This window comes from Streptomyces polyasparticus, from assembly GCF_014493765.1.
GTDB lineage: Bacteria > Actinomycetota > Actinomycetes > Streptomycetales > Streptomycetaceae > Streptomyces > Streptomyces polyasparticus.
Genome location: NZ_JACTVJ010000006.1, coordinates 422,512 through 445,035 on the forward strand (window position 1 = coordinate 422,512; position 22,524 = coordinate 445,035).

General features: G+C 70.1%; 20 protein-coding genes. 19 read left to right on the plus strand and 1 reads right to left on the minus strand.

Annotated elements, in window-relative coordinates; genetic code table 11:
- The first annotated feature begins 283 nt into the window (after window positions 1–283).
- From H9Y04_RS13855 to H9Y04_RS13945, 19 genes are all read left to right on the plus strand, one after another.
- A complete protein-coding gene (locus H9Y04_RS13855) occupies window positions 284–2,101 on the plus strand; it encodes a DUF5941 domain-containing protein (RefSeq protein ID WP_187814439.1) in 1,818 nt (605 codons plus the stop codon).
- Window positions 2,098–2,835, plus strand: coding sequence for a phosphocholine cytidylyltransferase family protein (locus H9Y04_RS13860; RefSeq protein ID WP_187814114.1), 738 nt, complete (start codon window positions 2,098–2,100; stop codon window positions 2,833–2,835). The genes H9Y04_RS13855 and H9Y04_RS13860 overlap by 4 nt, the downstream gene beginning before the upstream one ends.
- Window positions 2,823–3,887 (plus strand): iron-containing alcohol dehydrogenase family protein, encoded by a 1,065-nt coding sequence (locus H9Y04_RS13865; protein WP_187814115.1) that lies wholly within the window; start codon window positions 2,823–2,825, stop codon window positions 3,885–3,887. Before H9Y04_RS13860 ends, H9Y04_RS13865 begins: the two co-directional genes overlap by 13 nt.
- Window positions 3,865–4,644 (plus strand): CDP-alcohol phosphatidyltransferase family protein, encoded by a 780-nt coding sequence (locus tag H9Y04_RS13870; RefSeq protein ID WP_187814116.1) that lies wholly within the window; start codon window positions 3,865–3,867, stop codon window positions 4,642–4,644. The genes H9Y04_RS13865 and H9Y04_RS13870 overlap by 23 nt, the downstream gene beginning before the upstream one ends.
- 17 nt (window positions 4,645–4,661) lie before the next feature.
- Window positions 4,662–5,534 carry a glycosyltransferase family 2 protein gene (locus H9Y04_RS13875; RefSeq protein ID WP_187814440.1) on the plus strand — a complete coding sequence of 291 codons (873 nt, stop codon included), beginning with the start codon at window positions 4,662–4,664 and terminating at the stop codon, window positions 5,532–5,534.
- Window positions 5,535–5,660: 126 nt separating this feature from the next.
- The gene (locus tag H9Y04_RS13880; protein WP_187814117.1) at window positions 5,661–6,608 is read left to right on the plus strand and encodes an ABC transporter permease; all 948 of its coding nucleotides are present in this window, start codon (window positions 5,661–5,663) and stop codon (window positions 6,606–6,608) included.
- Window positions 6,601–7,380 (plus strand): ABC transporter ATP-binding protein, encoded by a 780-nt coding sequence (locus H9Y04_RS13885; RefSeq protein WP_187814118.1) that lies wholly within the window; start codon window positions 6,601–6,603, stop codon window positions 7,378–7,380. The genes H9Y04_RS13880 and H9Y04_RS13885 overlap by 8 nt, the downstream gene beginning before the upstream one ends.
- Window positions 7,381–7,649: 269 nt before the next feature.
- A complete protein-coding gene (gene hpnC, locus H9Y04_RS13890) occupies window positions 7,650–8,564 on the plus strand; it encodes a squalene synthase HpnC (RefSeq protein WP_187814119.1) in 915 nt (304 codons plus the stop codon).
- Between the two features lie 8 nt (window positions 8,565–8,572).
- Window positions 8,573–9,514 (plus strand): presqualene diphosphate synthase HpnD, encoded by a 942-nt coding sequence (gene hpnD / locus H9Y04_RS13895; RefSeq protein WP_187814120.1) that lies wholly within the window; start codon window positions 8,573–8,575, stop codon window positions 9,512–9,514.
- 181 nt (window positions 9,515–9,695) lie between these two features.
- Window positions 9,696–11,096 (plus strand): hydroxysqualene dehydroxylase HpnE, encoded by a 1,401-nt coding sequence (gene hpnE, locus H9Y04_RS13900; protein ID WP_187814121.1) that lies wholly within the window; start codon window positions 9,696–9,698, stop codon window positions 11,094–11,096.
- Window positions 11,093–12,214, plus strand: a complete 1,122-nt coding sequence (locus H9Y04_RS13905; protein ID WP_187814122.1) for a polyprenyl synthetase family protein — start codon at window positions 11,093–11,095, stop codon at window positions 12,212–12,214. Before hpnE ends, H9Y04_RS13905 begins: the two co-directional genes overlap by 4 nt.
- A 145-nt stretch (window positions 12,215–12,359) precedes the next feature.
- A complete protein-coding gene (shc, locus tag H9Y04_RS13910; RefSeq protein ID WP_187814123.1) occupies window positions 12,360–14,327 on the plus strand; it encodes a squalene--hopene cyclase in 1,968 nt (655 codons plus the stop codon).
- Window positions 14,327–14,971, plus strand: coding sequence for a phosphorylase family protein (locus H9Y04_RS13915; RefSeq protein ID WP_187814124.1), 645 nt, complete (start codon window positions 14,327–14,329; stop codon window positions 14,969–14,971). Before shc ends, H9Y04_RS13915 begins: the two co-directional genes overlap by 1 nt.
- Before the next feature lie 5 nt (window positions 14,972–14,976).
- A complete protein-coding gene (gene hpnH, locus H9Y04_RS13920) occupies window positions 14,977–15,999 on the plus strand; it encodes an adenosyl-hopene transferase HpnH (protein ID WP_187814125.1) in 1,023 nt (340 codons plus the stop codon).
- A gap of 4 nt (window positions 16,000–16,003) precedes the next feature.
- On the plus strand, window positions 16,004–17,158 hold the full coding sequence (gene ispG / locus H9Y04_RS13925) for a flavodoxin-dependent (E)-4-hydroxy-3-methylbut-2-enyl-diphosphate synthase (RefSeq protein WP_187814126.1): 1,155 nt from the start codon (window positions 16,004–16,006) through the stop codon (window positions 17,156–17,158).
- Window positions 17,159–17,202: 44 nt separating this feature from the next.
- Window positions 17,203–19,164: a 1-deoxy-D-xylulose-5-phosphate synthase gene (gene dxs, locus H9Y04_RS13930; RefSeq protein WP_187814127.1), complete on the plus strand. Its 1,962-nt coding sequence runs from the start codon at window positions 17,203–17,205 to the stop codon at window positions 19,162–19,164.
- A 102-nt stretch (window positions 19,165–19,266) separates the two neighbouring features.
- Window positions 19,267–20,700: an aspartate aminotransferase family protein gene (locus H9Y04_RS13935; protein WP_187814128.1), complete on the plus strand. Its 1,434-nt coding sequence runs from the start codon at window positions 19,267–19,269 to the stop codon at window positions 20,698–20,700.
- Window positions 20,701–20,769: 69 nt separating this feature from the next.
- Entirely contained in the window at window positions 20,770–21,384 is a 615-nt protein-coding gene (locus H9Y04_RS13940; RefSeq protein WP_187814129.1) for a helix-turn-helix domain-containing protein, read from the plus strand.
- Window positions 21,381–21,533 (plus strand): DUF6126 family protein, encoded by a 153-nt coding sequence (locus tag H9Y04_RS13945; RefSeq protein WP_187814130.1) that lies wholly within the window; start codon window positions 21,381–21,383, stop codon window positions 21,531–21,533. The genes H9Y04_RS13940 and H9Y04_RS13945 overlap by 4 nt, the downstream gene beginning before the upstream one ends.
- A gap of 125 nt (window positions 21,534–21,658) precedes the next feature.
- Here the strand turns inward: H9Y04_RS13945 and H9Y04_RS13950 are convergent, their stop codons facing one another.
- On the minus strand, window positions 21,659–22,456 hold the full coding sequence (locus tag H9Y04_RS13950) for a tyrosine-protein phosphatase (protein ID WP_187814131.1): 798 nt from the start codon (window positions 22,454–22,456) through the stop codon (window positions 21,659–21,661).
- Window positions 22,457–22,524: the final 68 nt, after the last annotated feature.

Below are 22,524 nucleotides of genomic sequence, written 5' to 3' on the forward strand. Positions count from 1 at the left end.
GCCCTGACCTGCGCAAACGCTCTGCAGGTCAGAGGCTTGCGAGGGTCCGGGCGGGGTCACTGTGCACGCGGCGCGGTTTGTGAGTTGCGGGCCGCATAAAGGAAGATGAACACGGCGGCGGCATCTCCGCAGGCTGCCATGATCATGCCGTGAACGGGCGGTGAACGGCCGCTTCCATTCATCCGATAACCTCAGCCGACGTGCCGCCCGGCCCGCCGGTCCGGTGGTCCCCACCTGCACGCCTCCGGCGCCGATGCGCCGGCCCCCCAAGGAGTGAGTTCGTCTGTCGACCGCCATCCTCACCGGCTCGCCGGTCCCCGGCTCGTCGCTCGAAGGCGATCTGCGGGCCCTGGGTTTCGACGTGCGGACCGCGCCGGCGCCGGCTGACACCGCCGCGCTGCTCGACGCCGTACCGGCCGACCAGCGGGTCGCGCTCGTCGACGCGGGCTTCGTCGGCCACCGGCACGCGCTGCGCCTCGGCCTGACCGACCCGCGCTTCGCCGCCTCGGCCCTGCCCGGCGCCCTCTCCGTACTGCCCGCCGCCCGTGCCGCCCTCGGCCGGGCGTTGCGGGCGTCCGAAGGAACGGGCGGCGACACCGTCGTACGGGTGGACGCGCTCGCCGACCGGGTCGCCGCGGCCCTCGAAGCGGACGGCACCGACGTGCACCGCCCCGAGCTCGGCGCCCTGGTCGCCACGGTCCCGGCCGACCCGCAGGCGCGCAACGAGGCCCGGCAGGCCGTCGCCTCCGTCGACGAGGAGGCCATCCGCCTCCGTACCGCCGTGAAGTCCCGCGACGGGTTCTTCACCACCCACTTCATCAGCCCGTACTCGCGCTACATCGCCCGCTGGTGCGCCCGCCGCGGCCTCACGCCGAACCAGGTGACCACGGCCTCGCTGATCACCGCGCTGATCGCGGCCGGCTGCGCCGCGACCGGTGAACGCTGGGGCTTCGTCGCGGCCGGTGTGCTGCTGATCTTCTCGTTCGTCCTGGACTGCACCGACGGGCAGCTCGCCCGCTACTCGCTGCAGTACTCGACGATGGGCGCCTGGCTCGACGCCACCTTCGACCGCGCCAAGGAGTACGCCTATTACGCGGGTCTCGCCCTCGGCGCGGCCAACGCGAACGGCGATGACGTATGGGCCCTCGCGCTCGGCGCGATGATCCTGCAGACCTGCCGGCACGTGGTCGACTTCTCGTTCAACGAGGCCAACCACGACGCCACCGCCAACACCAGCCCCACCGCCGCGCTCTCCGACAAGCTCGACAGCGTCGGCTGGACGGTGTGGCTGCGGCGCATGATCGTGCTGCCGATCGGTGAGCGCTGGGCGCTGATAGCGGTCCTCACCGCGGTGACCACCCCGCGGATCACCTTCGTGGTGCTCCTGATCGGGTGCGCGTTCGCCGCGCTCTACACGACGGCCGGCCGTGTGCTGCGGTCGCTGACGCGCAAGGCCGAGCGGACGGACCGCGCCGCGCGCGCCCTGGTGGACCTCGCGGACAACGGTCCCGTCGCCGCGTACCTCGGCGGCAGTCTGCCCGGCCGCGGGCGCAGGCTCGGCGGCTTCCTCGCCCCGGTGGTCGCACTGCTCGCCGTCGCGGGCATCCTGAACGCGGCGGCGTCCGAGTACGGCACCTGGGGCCTCATCGCGTCCGCCGCCTGGTACGCGGTCCTCAGCGGCTTCGCCGTCAGCTCGCCCCTCAAGGGCCCCCTCGACTGGCTGGTCCCGCCCCTGTTCCGCGCCGGCGAGTACCTCACGGTCCTCGTCCTCGCCGCCAAGGCGGACGTCAGCGGCGCCCTGCCGGCGGCATTCGGCCTGGTGAGCGCGGTCGCCTACCATCACTACGACACGGTGTACCGCATACGCGGAGGCACCGGTGCGCCCCCGAACTGGCTCGTACGAGCGATCGGCGGGCAAGAGGGCAGGACGCTCGTGGTCGCCGTCGCGGCCGCGCTTCTTTCCCCGCAGGACTTCACGGTCGCGCTCACGGTGCTCGCCGTGGCCGTGGCCTTGGTGGTGCTCGTCGAGAGCATCCGCTTCTGGGTGATCGCCGCACGTCAGGGCGCACCCGCCGTACACGACGAAGGAGAACCCGCATGATCGGCCTCGTCCTTGCGGCAGGCGCCGGACGGCGTCTGCGTCCGTACACGGACACCCTGCCCAAGGCGCTGGTGCCTGTCGATGGTGAGACCACCATCCTCGATTTGACCCTTGGCAACTTCGCCGAGATCGGTCTCACCGAGGTCGCGATCATCGTGGGCTACAAGAAGGAGGCCGTCTACGAGCGCAAGGCGGCGCTCGAGGCGAAGTACGGCCTGAAGATCACGCTGATCGACAACGACAAGGCCGAGGAGTGGAACAACGCCTACTCCCTGTGGTGCGGCCGTGACGCGATCAAGCACGACGTGATCCTCGCCAACGGCGACACCGTGCACCCGGTCTCCGTCGAGCACACGCTGCTCGCCGCCCGCGGCAACGGCAAGAAGATCATCCTCGCCGTCGACACGGTGAAGTCCCTCGCGGACGAGGAGATGAAGGTCGTCGTCGACCCCGAGAAGGGGATGACGAAGATCACCAAGCTGATGGACCCGGCGGAGGCCTCCGGCGAGTACATCGGCGTCACCCTCATCGAGGGCGAGGCCGCCGACGAGCTGGCCGACGCCCTCAAGACGGTCTTCGACGCCGACCCGCAGCAGTTCTACGAGCACGGCTACCAGGAGCTCGTGAACCGCGGCTTCCGGATCGACGTGGCCCCCATCGGTGACGTCAAGTGGGTCGAGATCGACAACCACGAGGACCTCGCCAAGGGCAGGGAGATCGCGTGCCAGTACTGACCCGGCTGATGCCGAGCCCGGTTGTCGTCGACATCCGGGCGGGTGCGCTGGACGATCTCCCCACGATCCTGACCGACCAGCGCATCGCCCCCACAGGAAAGCTCGCGTTCGCCGTGAGCGGCGGTTCCGGCAAGGCGCTCCAGGAGCGCTTCGCCCCGCTGTTCCCGGGCGCGCAGTGGTTCAGCCAGGCCGACGGCACACTCGACGGCGCGATCGCGCTGGCCGACGCGGTCAAGAAGGCCGGGCGCTACGACGCCCTTGTCTCGCTCGGCGGCGGCAAGGTCGTCGACTGCGCGAAGTACGCGGCGGCCCGGGTGGGGCTGCCGCTGGTCGCCGTCGCGACCAACCTCGCGCACGACGGTCTGTGCTCCCCGGTCGCCACGCTCGACAACGATGCGGGCCGCGGTTCGTACGGTGTGCCGAGCCCGATCGGCGTGGTCATCGACCTCGACGTCATCCGTGACGCACCGGTGCGCTTCGTGCGCGCCGGTGTCGGCGATGTGATCTGCAAGATCTCCTGCGTCGCCGACTGGGAGCTGTCCCACCAGGTCAACGGTGAGATCGTCGACGGTCTGGCCGCCTCCATGGCCCGGCAGTCCGCCCACGCGGTGCTGCGGCACCCGGGCGGTGTGGGCGACGACGCCTTCCTGACCGTACTGGCGGAGTCCCTGGTGATGTGCGGGCTCTCCATGTCGGTGGCCGGCGACTCGCGACCGGCCTCGGGGGCCTGTCACGAGATCAGCCACGCCTTCGACCTGCTCTTCCCCAAGCGCAGCGCGCTCCACGGCGAGCAGTGCGGATTCGGCGGCGCCTTCGCCACCTACCTGCGCGGCGACCACGAGACCGCCGGCGAGATGACCCAGACGCTGCGCCGCCACGGCCTTCCCGTGCTCGCGGCCGAGATGGGCTTCAGTGACCAGGACCTGGTGGACGCGGTGCTCTTCGCGCCGCAGACCCGCCCCGGCCGCTACACGATCCTCGAGCACCTCGACTACAACGCCGATCAGATCAAGGACGCCTACGCCGACTATGCAAAAGCCATCGGTAGCTGAACTGCGCCCGGTCGTGCACCCCGCCGGGGTGAAGGACCGGCGCAGCGGCGAGCACTGGGCCGGCCGGCTCTACATGCGCGAGATCTCGCTGCGGGTGGACCGGCACCTGGTGAACACGAAGGTCACCCCGAACCAGGTGACCTATGTGATGACCCTCGCCGGCGCCCTCGCCGCCCCCGCGCTGCTCGTCCCCGGTATCTGGGGCGCGGTGCTCGGTGTGGTCATGGTGCAGCTCTACCTGCTGTTCGACTGTGTCGACGGTGAACTGGCCCGCTGGAAGAAGCAGTACTCGCTCGCCGGTGTCTACCTGGACCGCGTCGCCGCGTACCTCTGCGACGCCGCCGTCCTGGTCGGTTTCGGCCTGCGGGCCGCGGACATCTGGGGCGAGGGCCGGATCGACTGGCTGTGGGCCTTCCTCGGCACGCTCGCCGCGCTCGGCGCCATCCTGATCAAGTCCGAGACGGACCTGGTCGGTGTGGCCCGCCACCAGGCGGGCAAGCCGGTGGTCCAGGAGGCGGCCAGCGAGATCCGCTCCTCCGGCATGGCCCTGGCCCGCAAGGCCGCGGCCGCGCTGAAGTTCCACCGTCTGGTGCTCGGGATCGAGGCCTCGCTCCTGATCCTGGTCCTCGCGATCATGGACGCGGCGCGCGGCGACCTGTTCTTCTCGCGGCTCGGTGTCGCCGTCCTCGCGGGCATCGCCCTTCTCCAGACGCTGCTCCACCTGGTGTCCATTCTGGCCTCGAGCAGGCTGAAGTGACCGTCGAGGCCGAGCAGTTGAAGGTCGGTGCCGTCATCATCACGATGGGCAACCGGCCCGACGAGCTGCGCGCACTCCTCGACTCGGTCGCCAAGCAGGACGGCGACCGCGTCGAGGTGGTCGTCGTCGGCAACGGGTCCCCGGTCCCCGAGGTCCCCGCCGGCGTACGCACCGTGGAGCTGCCCGAGAACCTCGGCATCCCCGGCGGGCGCAACGTGGGCATCGAGGCCTTCGGCGAGGCCGGCAAGGACGTCGACATCCTGCTCTTCCTCGACGACGACGGTCTGCTGGCCCGGCAGGACACGGCTCGGCTGTGCCGGCAGGCCTTCGCCGCGGACCCGGAGCTCGGCATCATCAGCTTCCGGATCGCCGACCCGGACACCGGCGAGACCCAGCGGCGGCACGTGCCGCGCCTGCGGGCGGCCGACCCGATGCGCAGCTCGCGGGTCACCACGTTCCTCGGCGGGGCCAACGCGGTCCGTACGAAGGTCTTCGCCGAGGCAGGAACCCTGCCCGACGACTTCTTCTACGCGCACGAGGAGACCGATCTGGCCTGGCGGGCCCTCGACGCCGGCTGGATGATCGACTACCGCGCGGACATGGTCCTGAACCACCCGACCACGGCGCCTTCGCGGCACGCGGTCTACCACCGGATGGTCGCCCGCAACCGAGTCTGGCTGGCCCGGCGCAATCTGCCGGCGCCGCTGGTCCCGGTGTACCTGGGCGTCTGGCTGCTGCTCACGCTGCTCCGCAGGCCCTCGCGGCCCGCGCTCAGAGCGTGGTTCGGCGGCTTCAAGGAGGGCTGGCGCACCCCCTGCGGTCCCCGGCGCCCCATGAAATGGCGGACGGTGTGGCGGCTGACCCGACTGGGCCGACCTCCTGTCATCTGACAAGCTCGTGTCTGAGAACATCGGGCCGGCTGTATTCCGCCGGGGAGACCCCCGGACCCCGGCCGGCCCAGGTACTCGCCTGTGCGCGAACCCCCGGCGCATATCTGAAGACGAAAGTTTCCACTTGTGAGTGAGACGACGCATGACGGCGGTGTCACCGTGACAGCGTCCCTGGGGCATCAGTCCCCCGACGACCGGCTCTCGCGGGCCGAGCTGGCCGCGAAGTACGGCCTCAGCCAGAGCGGCGCGCGGCCGAGCCTGATGGAGTACGTGCGCCAGCTGTGGACCCGGCGCCACTTCATCCTCGCGTTCTCGCAGGCCAAGCTGACGGCCCAGTACAGCCAGGCCAAGCTGGGCCAGGTGTGGCAGGTGGCCACGCCGCTGCTCAACGCCGCGGTCTACTTCTTCATCTTCGGCCTGCTGCTCGGCGGCCGGGGCGGCATGGGCAACGACATGTACGTGCCGTTCCTCGTGACCGGTGTCTTCGTCTTCACCTTCACGCAGAGCTCGGTGATGGCGGGCGTACGGTCGATCTCCGGGAACCTCGGTCTGGTGCGCGCGCTGCACTTCCCGCGCGCTTCGCTCCCGATCTCGTTCTCGCTCCAGCAGCTCCAGCAGCTGCTGTTCTCGATGCTGGTGCTGTTCGCGATCCTCATCGGCTTCGGGCACTACCCGGACCTGTCGTGGCTCCTGATCCTCCCGGCCCTGGTGCTCCAGTTCGCCTTCAATGTCGGCCTCTCGATGATCATGGCGCGGATGGGCAGCAAGACGCCCGACCTCGCCCAGCTGATGCCGTTCGTGCTGCGCACCTGGATGTACGCGTCGGGCGTGATGTTCCCGCTGGCCCCGATGCTCGCGAAGGCGCACGCCCCGTCCTGGGTCGCCGATGTTCTGCTCGCCAATCCGGCGGCGGTCTACATGGACCTGATGCGGTACGCGCTGATCGAGGACATCACCCGGTACAACCCGTTGCCGCCGCACGTCTGGGCCCTCGCGCTCGGCTGGGCGGTCGTCACCGGCGTGATCGGCTTCGTGTACTTCTGGAAGGCAGAGGAGCGCTACGGCCGTGGCTGAGCAGCAGAACGACACCCGGATTCCCACCGTCATCGCGGACGAGCTGCACATTGTCTACCGCGTCAACGGCGCCAGGAGCGGCAAGGGCAGCGCCACCGCGGCCCTCAGCCGCATCATCAAGCGCGGCGAGGACCGCGGTGTGCGCAAGGTGCACGCCGTACGCGGCGTCAGCTTCACCGCGTACCGGGGCGAGGCCGTGGGCCTGATCGGCTCCAACGGCTCCGGCAAGTCCACGCTCCTGCGGGCCATCGCCGGCCTGCTCCCCGCCGAGTCGGGCAAGGTCTACACCGACGGCCAGCCCTCGCTGCTCGGTGTGAACGCGGCCCTGATGAACGACCTCACCGGCGAGCGCAACGTCATACTCGGCGGGCTCGCGATGGGCATGACCCGCGAGCAGATCAGGGAGCGCTACCAGGGGATCGTCGACTTCTCGGGCATCAACGAGAAGGGCGACTTCATCACCCTGCCGATGCGCACCTACTCCTCCGGCATGGCAGCCCGCCTGCGCTTCTCCATCGCGGCCGCCAAGGACCACGACGTGCTGATGATCGACGAGGCGCTCGCCACCGGCGACCGCAAGTTCCAAAAGCGCTCCGAGGCCCGTATCCGCGAACTGCGCAAGGAGGCCGGCACGGTCTTCCTGGTCAGCCACAACAACAAGTCCATCCGCGACACCTGCGACCGCGTCCTGTGGCTCGAACGCGGTGAGCTGCGGATGGACGGGCCCACGGACGAGGTGCTCAAGGAGTACGAGAAGTTCACCGGCAAGTAGCCGTTCGAACGCTTCAGAGCCCCGCCGGAACCCCGGCGGGGCTCCTTTGCGTCACGGGTTGCGTAGCGCCGCGGGACCGGCCGCGAAGGTCAATTCCGGGTCAACTTCCTTACCTGTGAGGAAGGTTGACACGAATAGGTGCGTTGTTGTGATGTGCAGAACACCCCGGCATTCCGCCCGGCGCTGTACAACGTAAGCTGGATCGGTCGGGCGGCGTGTCCGAAATAGGGTGAATTGGGTTGGCAGTGTAGAACGGGAGAGTGACGGCCATGGCTACGGAAAACTCCCAGCTCCGACAGCGTTTCGCCGTCCAGTCGACGCTCGACAAGGCCGCCGGTGAGAACTTTCCCGTGGCCCCGTTCTTTCTGCCCAGGGCCTGGCGCGAGGACCTGATGGCCGTCTACGGCTTCGCCCGCCTCGTCGACGACATCGGCGACGGCGATCTGGCCCCCGGCGGCGCCGACGCCCTGGCCCTCGGCCTCGACCCCGCACAGAGCGATGACCGTCTCGCCATGCTGGACGCGTTCGAGACAGACCTGCGCAAGGTCTTCGACGGCAGCCCCCGCCATCCGCTCCTGCAGCGCCTGCAGCCCACCGTGCGTCGCCGCGCGCTCACTCCCGGGCCGTTCCTCGGACTGATCGCCGCCAACCGCCAGGACCAGCTCGTCAGCCGCTACGAGACCTACGACGATCTCCTGGCGTACTGCGAACTCTCGGCCAACCCCGTGGGCCGTCTGGTGCTCGCCGTGACCGGCACCGAGACCCCCGAGCGCGTACGCCGCTCGGACGCCGTGTGCACCTCGCTGCAGATCGTCGAACATCTCCAGGACGTTTCCGAGGACCTGGCCCGCGACCGCATCTATCTGCCCGCCGAGGACATGAAGCGCTGCTCGGTGCAGGAGTCCGATCTCGCGCGGGCGCACGCGGGCGCGGCGGTGCGCTCACTCATCGCATACGAAGCAGAACGCGCGCGCCGGCTCCTGAATGAAGGCACCCCGCTCGTGGGTAGCGTCCACGGCAGGCTCAAGCTGTTGCTCGCCGGCTTCGTCGCCGGGGGACGGGCGGCTCTCCGCGCCATCGCCGCCGCCGAGTACGACGTGCTCCCCGGACCGCCCAAGCCCACCAAGCCCCAGCTCCTTCGCGAGGTGGGCGCAGTCCTGCGACCCGACCGTGGAGAGGGGTGAGCGAGGCCATGGAGGGGATCAGTACCGCCGGCGCCCCCGTGCTCGCCGCGTACAGCTACTGCGAGGCCGTCACCGGTCAGCAGGCGCGCAATTTCGCCTACGGGATCAGGCTGCTGCCCACGCCCAAGAGGCGCGCGATGTCCGCGCTGTACGCGTTCTCGCGCCGCGTGGACGACATCGGTGACGGTGCGCTCCCGCCCGAGGTCAAGCAGGCCCGCCTCGAGGAGACCCGTGAGCTGCTCGACCGTATCCGCGCAGGCCGCGTCGACGAGGACGACACCGACCCGGTGGGCGTCGCGCTCGCGCATGCCGCACGCACCTTCCCGATCCCGCTCGACGGGCTCGACGAGCTGATCGACGGCGTCCTGATGGACGTCCGCGGCGAGACCTACGAGACCTGGGACGACCTCAAGGTCTACTGCCGCTGCGTCGCGGGCGCCATCGGCCGCCTCTCGCTCGGCGTGTTCGGCACCGCGCCCGGCGCGCGGCACGCGGAACGCGCCGCCGAGTACGCCGACACGCTGGGCCTGGCGCTTCAACTCACCAACATCCTCAGGGACGTTCGCGAGGATGCCGAAGGTGGCCGTACCTACCTTCCCGCCGACGACCTGGCCAAGTTCGGCTGCTCGGCCGGATTCGCCGGCGCCGAGCCGCCGGCCGGCTCGGACTTCGCGGGCCTCGTGCACTTCGAAGTGCGCCGCGCACGCGCCCTGTTCGCCGAGGGCTACCGGCTCCTGCCGATGCTGGACCGGCGCAGCGGCGCCTGCGTGGCCGCGATGGCCGGCATCTACCGCCGGCTGCTCGACCGCATCGAGCGCGACCCCGAGGCCGTCCTGCGCGGCCGTGTCTCGCTGCCGGGACGCGAGAAGGCCTATGTCGCGGTCCGCGGTCTGTCCGGTTTCGACGCCCGCAGCATCGCCCGTCACACATCCGCCGGGAGGCGGGCGTGACCATGAGGCATCCTCGCGGTTTGTACGGGGTGTGCCTCATCATCCCGACCGATACCCGCATCCCTTACGATGCCCGGGCAAATCCCCCCAAGCGACAAGCAACCCTCCACTGGCGATCGGCGTCCCAGACTGAGATGACCCACCAGGAGTTCATCCCGGGCAAGGCCGCGGGGGAGGGCGTATGACCGCGCAGGAAACGCAGGCCGACGGCGCCGAGAGCCGCTCCGCGGTGGTGGTCGGCGGCGGACTCGCCGGCATCACCGCGGCCCTCGGCCTCGCCGACGCGGGCCTGGACGTCACGCTGCTCGAAGGCCGGCCGCGGCTCGGCGGTCTGGCCTTCTCGTTCCAGCGCGGCGATCTGACCGTGGACAACGGCCAGCACGTCTACTTGCGATGCTGTACGGCCTACCGCTGGTTTCTGGACCGCGTGGACGGCGCCGCGCTCGCGCCGCTGCAGGACCGGCTCGACGTGCCGGTGCTCGATGTCGCGACGCCGAGCCCCCGGCTGGGACGGCTGCGGCGCGCGGGGCTTCCCGTACCGCTGCATCTGGCCCGCAGCCTCGCCACGTATCCGCATCTCTCGCTCGCCGAGCGCGCCAAGGTCGGCCGTGCCGCCCTCGCGCTCAAGGCGCTCGACCTCGCCGACCCCGCGCTCGACGACGAGGACTTCGGCACCTGGCTGGGCCGGCACGGGCAGTCGGCGCGCGCCATCGAGGCGCTGTGGGACCTCGTCGGCATCGCCACCCTCAACGCCGTCGCGGGGGACTCCTCGCTCGGGCTCGCGGCCATGGTGTTCAAGACCGGGCTGCTCTCCGAGCCGGGTGCCGCCGACATCGGCTGGGCCCGCGTACCCCTCGGCGACCTGCACGACAAGCTCGCCCGCGAGGCCCTCGACAAGGCCGGTGTCCGCACGGAGCTGCGCGCCAAGGTCGCGGGCATCTCCCGTACGGAGACGGGCGGTTGGCGCGTCCGCACGGACGGCGAGGAGATCGCCGCCGAAACGATCGTGCTCGCGGTACCGCAGCGCGAGGCGCACGAACTTCTGCCCGACGGCGCGCTCGACGCGAAGGACCAGCTCCTGGAGATCGGCACCGCGCCGATCCTCAACCTGCATGTGATCTACGACCGCAAGGTGCTCAGGCAGCCCTTCTTCGCCGCGCTCGGCACCCCCGTCCAGTGGGTGTTCGACCGCACGGAGGCCTCGGGTCTGAACGGCGGCGGACAGTACCTCGCCGTATCGCAGTCCATCGCGCAGAACGAGATCGACGCACCCGTGGCCGAACTGCGCGAGCGGTATCTGCCCGAGCTGAAGCGGCTGCTTCCGGCCGCGCGCGGAGCGCAGGTGCGCGACTTCTTCGTCACGCGCGAGCGCACCGCCACCTTCGCGCCCACCCCGGGCGTGGGCCGGCTGCGGCCGGGCCCGCGCACCAGAGCTCCCGGCCTGTATCTGGCCGGCGCGTGGACCGCCACCGGGTGGCCCGCGACCATGGAGAGCGCCGTCCGCAGCGGCGCAGCGGCCGCACGGGCCGCACTCGGCACACTCGGCCGTCCCCACGACCACCTGTTCGAGGAGGCGGCATGAGTACCAGCACCACCACCGGAACCAGAGGAGAGACAGTGCCGACTGAGCCTTCGGCCATGGCGGCCGCCGACCACGGGCAGGGGGACACCGTCGACGTGACGGCGTTGCTCGAGCGCGGCCGGACGATGGCCACGCCGGTGCTGCGCGCCGCCGTCGACCGGCTCGCGCCGCCGATGGACACCGTCGCCGCGTACCACTTCGGCTGGATCGACGCGGAGGGCCGGCCCTCCGACGGCGACGGCGGCAAGGCCGTACGTCCCGCGCTCGCGCTGCTCTCCGCCGAGGCGGCGGGCGCGGCGCCCGAGGTGGGCATCCCGGGTGCCGTCGCCGTTGAGCTGGTGCACAACTTCTCGTTGCTGCACGACGACCTGATGGACGGCGACGAGCAGCGCCGCCACCGCGACACGGTCTGGAAGGTGCACGGCCCGGCGCAGGCGATCCTCGTCGGCGATGCCCTCTTCGCCCTCGCGGGCGAGGTGCTGCTCGAACTCGACACCGTCGAGGCCGGACGCGCCACGCGCCGTCTCACCGCGGCCACCCGGGCGCTGATCGACGGTCAGGCCCAGGACATCTCGTACGAGCACCGCGAGCGGGTCACCGTCGAGGAGTGCCTGGAGATGGAGGGCAACAAGACGGGCGCGCTGCTCGCCTGCGCCGTCTCCATCGGTGCGGTGCTCGGCGGCGCGGACGACAAGACCGCCGACACCCTGGAGAAGTACGGCTACCACCTCGGTCTCGCCTTCCAGGCGGTCGACGACCTGCTCGGCATCTGGGGCGACCCGGAGTCCACCGGCAAGCAGACCTGGAGCGATCTGCGGCAGCGCAAGAAGTCCCTGCCGGTGGTGGCAGCGCTCGCCGCCGGCGGGCCCGCGTCCGAGGAGCTCGGGCAGCTGCTCGCCGCCGACGCCAAGGCGAACGACTTCGAGAACTTCTCCGAGGCGGAGTTCGCGCACCGCGCCGCGCTCATCGAGGAGGCGGGCGGCCGCGAGTGGACCGCTCAGGAGGCCCGCAGGCAGCACACCATCGCGCTGCAGGCGATCGAGAGCGTGGAGATGCCGGAGCGGGTCAGGGCGCAGCTCGCGGCGCTCGCCGACTTCGTCGTCGTACGGAAGAGATGATCACCATCGACAAGCGGACCAGCAGCCTCATATGACGCGCAGTCGCCGGCCGGTGCCCAGACCGCACTGACACAGCAGCAGTCAAGGCATCGGCCGACGGCGAACCCCAGCACAGCAGCAATCCACACTGCACGAAGGGGAAGCCATGACAGCGACGACCGACGGCAGCGCCGGGGCGATCCCGCCCCGTGCTCCCGCGGCCAGCGAATCCGCACACACGCCTGCCGCGCTCGACGGGGCTCGGCGGGCCAATCAGCGTGCGATCGAGTATCTGCTCGCTCACCAGGACGAAGACGGGTGGTGGAAGGGCGATCTCGAGACGAACGTGACGATGGACGCCGAGGATCTGCTGCTCCGGCAGTTCCTGGGGATCAGGGACGAGAAGACCACGCAGGCCTCCGCGCTGTTCATCCGGGGCGAACAGCGCCCCGACGGCACCTGGGCCACCTTCTACGGCGGACCTGGTGAGCTGTCCACCACGGTCGAGGCCTATGTCGCGCTGCGGCTCGCCGGTGACGATCCCGAGGCCGAGCACATGGCGAAGGCCTCGGCGTGGATCCGCGCCCAGGGAGGCATCGCCTCCGCGCGGGTGTTCACGCGGATCTGGCTGGCGCTGTTCGGCTGGTGGAAGTGGGACGACCTGCCCGAACTGCCGCCGGAGCTCATCTACTTCCCGAAGTGGTTCCCGCTCAACATCTACGACTTCGGGTGCTGGGCGCGGCAGACCATCGTGCCGCTCACCATCGTCTCGGCGAAGCGGCCCGTGCGGCCCGCGCCGTTCGCGCTCGACGAGCTGCACACCGACCACCGCAATCCCAACCCGCGCAAGCCCCTTGCCCCGGTGGCCAGTTGGGACGGCCTGTTCCAGCGGCTCGACAAGGTGCTGCACACGTATCAGAAGGTGGCCGTGCCGGGGCTGCGGCGGATGGCGATGCGGTCCGCGGGGCGGTGGATCGTCGAGCGGCAGGAGAACGACGGCTGCTGGGGCGGGATCCAGCCGCCCGCGGTCTACTCCGTGATCGCCCTGCATCTGCTCGGCTACGACCTCGACCACCCCGTCCTGCGCGAAGGTCTCGCCTCGCTCGACCGGTTCGTCGTCTGGCGCGAGGACGGCGCCCGGATGATCGAGGCCTGCCAGTCGCCCGTCTGGGACACCTGCCTCGCCACCATCGCGCTGGCCGACGCGGGGCTGCCCGCCGACCATCCGGCCCTGGTGAAGGCCGTCGACTGGATGCTGGCGGAGGAGATCGCGCGGCCCGGTGACTGGTCGGTGCGGCGGCCGGGGCTGGCTCCCGGTGGCTGGGCGTTCGAGTTCCACAACGACAACTACCCGGACATCGACGACACCGCCGAGGTCGCGCTCGCGCTGCGCCGGGTCCGCCACCCCGACCCCGCGCGGGTGGACGCCGCGGTCAGGCGGGCCACGACCTGGACGTACGGGATGCAGTCGAAGAACGGCGCCTGGGCCGCGTTCGACGTGGACAACACCAGCCCGTTCCCGAACCGGCTGCCGTTCTGCGACTTCGGTGAGGTCATCGACCCGCCGTCCGCCGATGTCACCGCCCATGTGGTCGAGTTCCTCGCGGGCGAGGGCAAGGCGCACGATCCGCGCACCCGGCGCGGCATCACCTGGCTGCTCGCCGAACAGGAGGCGAACGGCGCCTGGTTCGGCCGCTGGGGCGTCAACTACCTGTACGGGACCGGGTCCGTGGTCCCCGCCCTCGTGGCCGCCGGACTGCCCGCCGCGCACCCCGCGATCCGCAGGGCCGTGGACTGGCTGGAGTCGGTGCAGAACGACGACGGCGGCTGGGGCGAGGACCTGCGGTCGTACGTGGACGAGTCCTGGGTGGCCCGCGGGGAGTCCACTCCGTCGCAGACCGCATGGGCGCTGCTCGCGCTGCTCGCGGCGGGGGAGCGGGAGTCCAAGGCCGTCGAGCGCGGCATCACCTGGCTGGCCGAGACGCAGCGCGAGGACGGCAGCTGGGACGAGCCGTACTTCACCGGCACCGGATTCCCCTGGGACTTCTCCATCAACTACCACCTGTACCGCCAGGTGTTCCCGCTGACGGCGCTCGGTCGTTATCTCAACGGCCATGGCCACGAGGGGGGTTGATGAGCACCACGCACGAACCGCCGGCTCCGCTGCTCATCGCCTGTGCGCTGGGCATCGAGAAGCTCGCCCTGCGCAGCGGAGACCGCGGCGGAGCCGCGGGACCGGTCACCGTACTGCGCACCGGTATGGGACCGAAGGCCGCCGAGCGCGCGGTCAGGCGCACGCTCGCCGACCGCCGGCTGCAGGGCGCCGCCGTGATCGCCACCGGCTTCTGCGCCGGCCTCGCGCCCGGGATGCACCCGGGTGATCTGGTCGTCGCCGAGCACACGGTCGACGAGCGTGGCAGCACACCCTGCGAAGGCGCCGAACTGCTGGTCAAGGAGCTGGTCAAGGCGGTACCCGGGCGGACCGTGCACACCGGGCCGCTCACCGGCTCCGCCCATGTCGTGCGCGGACACGAACGCGCCGAACTGCTCGCCAAGGGCTCGATCGCGGTGGACATGGAGTCCGCCGCGACCCTGCACACCGCCCGCGCCGGGGGTTCCCGGCCCGTTGCGGCCGTCCGGGTGGTCGTGGACGCCCCGGAACATGAACTGGTCCGTATCAGCACGGTGCGCGGTGGAATATCAGCCTTCCGCGTTCTTCGTTCGGTACTCCCTGCTTTCTATGAATGGCACCGTTCTTTGCTGCTCCCCCGGAGGTGAGCCAGATGGCCATGCCCCTTCGACAGTCCATCAAGGTCGCGACATATCTTGCCGAGCAGAAAATGCGGAAGCGGGACAAGTTCCCGCTGATCGTGGAGCTCGAGCCGTTGTACGCGTGCAATCTCGCCTGCGAGGGCTGCGGCAAGATCCAGCACCCCGCGGGGGTGCTCAAGCAGCGGATGCCCGTGGCGCAGGCCGTGGGAGCGGTGCTCGAATCCGGTGCGCCGATGGTGTCGATCGCCGGTGGCGAACCGTTGATGCATCCGCAGATCGACGAGATTGTGCGGCAGTTGGTGGCGAAGAAGAAATATGTCTTCCTCTGCACCAATGCGATGCTCCTGCGCAAAAAGATGGACAAATTCAAGCCCTCTCCCTATTTCGCGTTCGCCGTGCACATCGACGGAATGCGGGAGCGGCACGATGAATCCGTGGCGAAGGAGGGTGTGTTCGACGAGGCGGTGGAGGCCATCAAGGAGGCCAAGAAGCGCGGCTTCCGCGTCACCACCAACTCCACCTTCTTCAACACGGACACCCCGCAGACCATCATCGAGGTCCTCAACTACCTGAACGACGACCTCAAGGTCGACGAGATGATGCTCTCGCCCGCGTACGCGTACGAGAAGGCGCCCGACCAGGAGCACTTCCTCGGCGTGGAGCAGACCCGTGAGCTGTTCAAGAAGGCCTTCGCGGGCGGCAACCGGCGGCGCTGGCGGCTCAACCACTCGCCGCTGTTCCTCGACTTCCTCGAGGGCAAGGTGGACTTCCCGTGCACGGCCTGGGCGATCCCCAACTACTCGCTGTTCGGCTGGCAGAAGCCCTGCTATCTGATGAGCGACGGGTATGTGCCGACGTACCGGCAGCTCATCGAGGACACCGACTGGGACGCGTACGGGCGGGGCAAGGACCCGCGCTGCGCCAACTGCATGGCGCACTGCGGCTACGAGCCGACGGCCGTGCTCGCCACCATGGGCTCCCTCAAGGAGTCCCTGCGGGCGATGCGCGAGACCATCGCGTCGAACCGCGGGTGACGTGATGGAACCCGTCTCCCTGGGGATGCCGTCGCTGCCGGTCTCGCTCACCGAGCGGCGCCGGTCGCGGCAGATCCAGGTCGGATCGGTGGCCGTCGGCGGCGACGCTCCCGTCTCCGTGCAGTCGATGACCACCACGCGCACCTCGGACATCGGCGCGACGCTGCAGCAGATCGCCGAACTGACCGCGTCCGGCTGTGAGATCGTCCGCGTCGCCTGCCCCACGCAGGACGACGCGGACGCGCTCGCGACCATCGCCCGTAAATCGCAGATCCCGGTGATCGCGGACATTCACTTCCAGCCGAAGTACGTGTTCGCGGCGATCGACGCGGGCTGCGCCGCGGTCCGCGTGAACCCCGGGAACATCAAGCAGTTCGACGACAAGGTGAAGGAGATCGCCCGCGCCGCGTCGGCGGCCGGGACCCCGATCCGCATCGGCGTCAACGCGGGCTCCCTGGACGCACGGCTGCTCAAGAAGTACGGCAAGGCGACGCCCGAGGCGCTGGTCGAGTCGGCGCTGTGGGAGGCCTCCCTCTTCGAGGAGCACGGCTTCCAGGACATCAAGATCTCGGTCAAGCACAACGACCCGGTCGTGATGATCCAGGCGTACCGGCAGCTCGCGGCCGTCTGCGACTATCCGCTGCACCTCGGGGTCACGGAGGCGGGCCCGGCCTTCCAGGGCACGATCAAGTCCGCGGTCGCGTTCGGTGCGTTGCTGTCCGAGGGCATCGGTGACACCATCCGTGTCTCGCTGTCGGCGCCCCCCGCCGAGGAGGTCAAGGTGGGCCTGCAGATTCTCCAGTCCCTGGGGCTGAAGCAGCGTCGCCTGGAGATCGTCTCCTGCCCGTCCTGCGGCCGCGCCCAGGTCGATGTCTACAAACTGGCCGACGAGGTGACGGCCGGGCTCGAAGGCATGGAGGTGCCGCTGCGCGTGGCCGTCATGGGCTGCGTGGTGAACGGGCCCGGCGAGGCGCGCGAGGCGGACCTCGGGGTCGCCTCCGGCAACGGCAAGGGCCAGATCTTCGTCAAGGGCGAAGTGATCAGAACCGTACCGGAGTCGAAGATCGTCGAGACGCTGATCGACGAGGCCATGAAGCTCGCCGAACAGATGGAAAAGGACGGCGTGGAGTCCGGGGAACCCGCCGTGACCGTGCAGTAAGGCGCACATTGCAGGTTGAGCAACCAACCGAGAGGGGGCCCGGCGTGACGATCCTGGAGACCATTCGGGGGCCGCGCGATGTGAAGGCGCTGGCCGAGGAGGAACTGGCCGAACTGGCCGAGGAGATCAGGGAGTTCCTGGTCCACGCGGTGGCCAGGACCGGCGGTCATCTGGGCCCCAACCTGGGCGTGGTGGAGCTCTCCATCGCGCTGCACCGGGTCTTCGACTCGCCGGTCGACCGCCTGGTCTGGGACACCGGCCACCAGAGCTATGTCCACAAACTGCTCACCGGACGCAAGGACTTCTCCAAGCTGCGCGGCAAGGGCGGCCTGTCCGGCTATCCCTCGCGGGAGGAGTCCGAGCACGACATCGTCGAGAACAGCCATGCCTCGACCGCGCTCGGCTGGGCGGACGGTCTCGCCAAGGCCGCTCAGGTACGGGGCGACGGCGGCCATGTCGTAGCGGTGATCGGGGACGGCGCGCTGACCGGCGGGATGGCCTGGGAGGCGCTGAACAACATCGCGGCCGCCAAGGACCGCCCGCTGATCATCGTCGTCAACGACAACGAGCGCTCGTACGCGCCGACCATCGGCGGTCTCGCCAACCATCTCGCGACCCTGCGCACGACGGACGGCTACGAACGCTTCCTGGCCTGGGGCAAGGAGGTGCTCCAGCACACACCGGTGATCGGGCAGCCGCTGTACGAGTCGCTGCACGGGGCGAAGAAGGGCTTCAAGGACGCGTTCGCGCCGCAGGGCATGTTCGAGGATCTGGGGCTCAAGTACGTGGGGCCGATCGACGGTCATGACATCGCGGCGGTCGAATCGGCGCTGAGCCGGGCCAAGCGGTTCCACGGGCCGGTGCTCGTGCACTGCCTCACCGAGAAGGGCCGCGGTTACGAGCCGGCGCTCGCGCACGAGGAGGACCACTTCCACACGGTCGGGGTGATGGACCCGCTGACCTGCGAGCCGCTCGCGCCGTCCAACGGGCCTTCCTGGACCTCGGTGTTCGGGGACGAGATCGTCAAGATCGGCGAGGAGCGGCCGGACGTCGTGGCGATCACGGCGGCCATGCTGCATCCCGTCGGCCTCGGCGCCTTCGCCGAGCGGTTCCCGGACCGGGTCTGGGACGTGGGCATCGCCGAACAGCACGCCGCGGTGTCGGCGGCCGGCCTCGCGACCGGCGGTCTGCACCCGGTCGTCGCGATCTACGCGACATTCCTCAACCGGGCCTTCGACCAGCTCCTGATGGACGTGGCGCTGCACAAGTGCGGGGTCACCTTTGTCCTGGACCGGGCGGGCGTCACCGGCGTCGACGGGGCCTCGCACAACGGCATGTGGGATCTGTCCGTGCTCCAGGTCGTGCCCGGTCTGCGGATCGCCGCGCCGCGCGACGCCGCACAACTGCGGGCCCAGCTCAGGGAAGCGGTCGACGTGGACGACGCGCCCACTCTGGTGCGCTTCCCCAAGGAGTCGGTCGGCCCCGAGATCCCGGCGCTCGACCGGGTGGGCGGCATGGACGTGCTGCATCGCGGTGCCGGGGAGGATGTGCTGCTCGTCGCGGTCGGCGTGATGGCTCCGGTCTGCCTGAAGGCCGCGGAGCTGCTCGAAGGCCGCGGCATCGGCTGCACGGTCGTCGACCCGCGCTGGATCAAGCCGGTCGACCTCGCGCTGCCCGAACTGGCCTCCACCCACAAGCTGGTGGCCGTCGTCGAGGACAACAGCCGCGCCTCCGGGGTGGGTTCGGCCGTCGCCCAGGCACTCCAGGACGCCGAGGTGGATCTGCCGGTACGGAGCTTCGGCATCCCCGACCAGTTCCTCGCGCACGCCAAGCGCGGCGAAGTGCTCGCCGACCTGGGCCTCACCGCGGTGGACATCGCGGGCCGGATCGGGGCCACGTGGGACCGTAAGAGCCCGCCCCTGAACCCCCGCCTGCGCCCCGACGCCCGGCACGCACCCTCGGCGCACGGCGCCCCAGGACAGGTGGCTCCGCCACATGACCTGTGACGCCGCGCGCCGAGCGCACGCACCGAACGCCGCTGCGCCCGCGCTGCGCGCGAACGACGGGGGTTCAGGGGCAGGCTCTGAGCAGAAAGAAGGAAGCAACGGATGACGGACGAGGTCATCAAGCGGGACGAGGCAGGGAGCGGGCCGGACGCCGCCAAGGGGTTCGACCTTGGCAGGCTGCTTGCCGAGCGCGGTGGCGAGCGCTATGAGCTGCACAGCCGTCACCTCAACCACCAGCTGCCGCGGATGCTGCACACCATCGGCTTCGACAAGGTCTACGAGCGGGCCGAGGGCGCGTACTTCTGGGATGCCGAGGGCCGGGACTACCTGGACATGCTCGCCGGCTTCGGAGTCATGGGGCTCGGCCGCCACCACCCCGTCGTGCGCAAGGCGCTGCACGACGTGCTCGACGCCTCGCTTGCGGACCTCACCCGCTTCGACTGCCAGCCGCTGCCCGGGCTGCTCGCGGAGAAGCTGCTCGCGCACTCGCCGCATCTGGACCGGGTGTTCTTCGGCAACAGCGGTACGGAGGCGGTCGAGACCGCGCTGAAGTTCGCCCGGTACGCGACCGGCAAGCCGCGCATCCTCTACTGCACCCACGCCTTCCACGGCCTGACCACCGGCTCGCTGTCCGTCAACGGCGAGTCCGGCTTCCGGGACGGCTTCGCACCGCTGCTCCCCGACACTCCGGTCGAACTCGGCGATCTGGACGCGTTGGCACGGGAGTTGAAGAAGGGCGATGTCGCCGGGCTGATCGTGGAGCCGATCCAGGGCAAGGGCGTCCACGAGGCGCCGCCCGGGTATCTGCGGGCCGCGCAGGAGCTGCTCCACAAGCACAAGGCGCTGCTCATCGCCGACGAAGTGCAGACGGGGCTCGGGCGGACCGGAGACTTCTACGCGTACCAGCACGAGGAAGGCGTCGAGCCGGACCTCCTGTGCGTGGCCAAGGCGCTGTCCGGGGGCTATGTGCCGGTCGGTGCGACGCTCGGCAAGGACTGGATCTTCAAGAAGGTCTACTCGTCGATGGACCGGGTCCTGGTGCACTCGGCGAGCTTCGGCTCCAACGCCCAGGCGATGGCGGCGGGGCTGGCCGTGCTCACGGTCATGGAGGACGAGCAGATCGTCGCCAACGCGCGCGCCACCGGTGAGCTGCTCAAGTCACGGCTCGCCGCGCTCGTCGACCGCTTTGAGCTGCTTCACGACGTACGCGGCCGCGGCCTGATGATCGGGATCGAGTTCGGCCGGCCCAACTCGCTCAAGCTGCGCAGCCGTTGGGCCGCGCTCCAGGTGGCGCGCAAGGGGCTCTTCGCGCAGATGGTCGTGGTGCCGCTGCTGCAGAAGCACCGGATTCTCACCCAGGTCTCCGGGGACCATCTGGAGGTCATCAAGCTGATTCCGCCGCTGATCATCGGGGAGCGGGACGTGGACCGCTTCGTCGAGGCGTTCACCGCCGTGATGGACGATGCGCACAGCGGGGGAGCCCTGATGTGGGACTTCGGGAAGACCTTGGTGAAGCAGGCGGTGGCCAACCGCTAGGACGGCGGGATCTTTGCCTCTGAGGCAAAAAACTTGCCGCAGGGGCAAGGGTCTGGCTGAATCGGCAGCATGAGTCCTGCCGACCCCGCGGTACCTGACGCGCTCCTGGGTGTCGCGCCCCAGCTGCGGGCGCTGCGCCGCCGCGCCTCGCTCACCCTCGAAGCGGCCGCCGCATCAGCGGGCCTGTCGCCCGCGCACCTGTCCCGTCTGGAGACCGGGCACCGCCAGCCGTCGCTGCCGATGCTGCTCACGCTGGCGCGTATCTACGGTACGACGGTCTCGGAGCTGCTCGGCGAGACCCCCGCCGAGCGCCAGTCCGTGCTCCGCGCCGCCGAGACGGAACCGAGCGTGGCCGGCGGCTGGACCTACCGCCAGGCCGGGGCGTCCGGGCGCGGGATGCAGGCGCTGAGAGTCGAGGTGCCGTACGGGGCACAGGGCGACATCGTGCGGGTGCACCCCGGCGAGGAGTGGCTGTATGTGCTCAGCGGCCGGCTGCGGCTGCGGCTCGCCGACACCGCGTATGTCCTGGGACCCGGTGACAGCGCCCATTTCGACTCGGCGACCCCGCACCGTATCGCGGCCGCCGAACCCGAAGGGGCCGAACTCCTCTTCGTCCACACCCTGTTGCAGAGCCCGGCCGAGGCGCTCTGCCTCGGTGCGCCCACGAAAGCGAGCCGGTCATGAAGCCCGAATCCCCCAGCGGCGCACGCCGGTTCATCGAGGACAGGTTCCCGCGCGGCCTGGTGATCCGGCTGTTCGTCTACCTGGTCGCGGGGCACTTCTTCGCGTTCTTCGTGTACCTGCTGTTCGTGCTCGGGGGTCGCAATCAGTGACCCCCGAGCACGGTGACTCGGGTCCGGCTGCCGGGGCCTCCGAGCGCGGTGACCCGGGTCCGGCTGCCGGGGCCTCCGAGCGCGGTGACCCGGGGCCGGCTGCCGTCGGCCTCCGAGCGCGGTGATCAGTCCAGCAGGCGGGCGCGCAGCTTCTCGCGGACCTCGGCGGTGGCGCCCAGGCCCTCTTCGAGATAGCGCTCGACGGAGCCCCAGTTCTGCTCCATCTCGTCGAAAGCCGCCTCCAGATACTCGGCGCGCGCGTCGAACAGCGGGCTGAGCAGCTCCATCACCTCGGGCGACCAGGCCTCGGGGGCGTCGCTGGAGCGGCGCACCTTGTAGCGGCGGTGCTTGGCGTTGGACTCCAGGTAGTCCGTGATGATCGCCTCGCGCTCGACACCGATCGCGAGCAGCGTCACCGCGATCGACAGGCCCGCGCGGTCCTTGCCCGCGGCGCAGTGCATCAGCGCCGGGACGCTGTCCTCGGCCAGTTCGGCGAGAACGCGTGTGTGGTCGGCGGTGCGGTCGCGGACGATCACGCGGTACGTGGTGGCCATCCGTGCCGCGGCCTTGCCGTCGCCGAGGATCTTGCGCAGCTCGTCGACATGGCCGTCACGGACCATCTGCCAGAATTCGGCGCCGTCGGCCGGGTCGGTCAGCGGCAGATTCAGATTGCGCACACCGGGCAGCTCGACATCTGCGCCCTCGAGCTTCTGGTCGGCCGCGTTGCGGAAGTCGAAGATCGTGTGCAGGCCGAGCGACGCGAGGAACTCCGCGTCCGACGCGGTGGCATGGGCGAGATGGCCGCTGCGGAACAGCACACCGTGGCGCACGCTCCGGCCGTCCGTGGTGGGCAGGCCGCCCACATCGCGGAAATTGCGTACCCCGGCGAGTTCCGGCTCTGTCGACGGGATCTGCTGCGTCACGGGGGCTCCTCCCACTGTGGTCGCCGGCAGGACTGCCGGCGGCTGCGCATCAGGTGCACGCGCATCCG

What these genes read in the sequence shown, in the direction of transcription:
- H9Y04_RS13860 (WP_187814114.1), top strand. Translation starts at nt 2,098, where the DNA reads ATGATCGGCCTCGTCCTTGCGGCAGGCGCCGGACGGCGTCTGCGTCCG.
- H9Y04_RS13870 (WP_187814116.1), top strand. Translation starts at nt 3,865, where the DNA reads ATGCAAAAGCCATCGGTAGCTGAACTGCGCCCGGTCGTGCACCCCGCC.
- hpnC (WP_187814119.1), top strand. Translation starts at nt 7,650, where the DNA reads ATGGCTACGGAAAACTCCCAGCTCCGACAGCGTTTCGCCGTCCAGTCG.
- hpnD (WP_187814120.1), top strand. Translation starts at nt 8,573, where the DNA reads ATGGAGGGGATCAGTACCGCCGGCGCCCCCGTGCTCGCCGCGTACAGC.
- hpnE (WP_187814121.1), top strand. Translation starts at nt 9,696, where the DNA reads ATGACCGCGCAGGAAACGCAGGCCGACGGCGCCGAGAGCCGCTCCGCG.
- H9Y04_RS13905 (WP_187814122.1), top strand. Translation starts at nt 11,093, where the DNA reads ATGAGTACCAGCACCACCACCGGAACCAGAGGAGAGACAGTGCCGACT.
- shc (WP_187814123.1), top strand. Translation starts at nt 12,360, where the DNA reads ATGACAGCGACGACCGACGGCAGCGCCGGGGCGATCCCGCCCCGTGCT.
- H9Y04_RS13915 (WP_187814124.1), top strand. Translation starts at nt 14,327, where the DNA reads ATGAGCACCACGCACGAACCGCCGGCTCCGCTGCTCATCGCCTGTGCG.
- hpnH (WP_187814125.1), top strand. Translation starts at nt 14,977, where the DNA reads ATGGCCATGCCCCTTCGACAGTCCATCAAGGTCGCGACATATCTTGCC.
- ispG (WP_187814126.1), top strand. Translation starts at nt 16,004, where the DNA reads ATGGAACCCGTCTCCCTGGGGATGCCGTCGCTGCCGGTCTCGCTCACC.
- H9Y04_RS13935 (WP_187814128.1), top strand. Translation starts at nt 19,267, where the DNA reads ATGACGGACGAGGTCATCAAGCGGGACGAGGCAGGGAGCGGGCCGGAC.
- H9Y04_RS13940 (WP_187814129.1), top strand. Translation starts at nt 20,770, where the DNA reads ATGAGTCCTGCCGACCCCGCGGTACCTGACGCGCTCCTGGGTGTCGCG.
- H9Y04_RS13945 (WP_187814130.1), top strand. Translation starts at nt 21,381, where the DNA reads ATGAAGCCCGAATCCCCCAGCGGCGCACGCCGGTTCATCGAGGACAGG.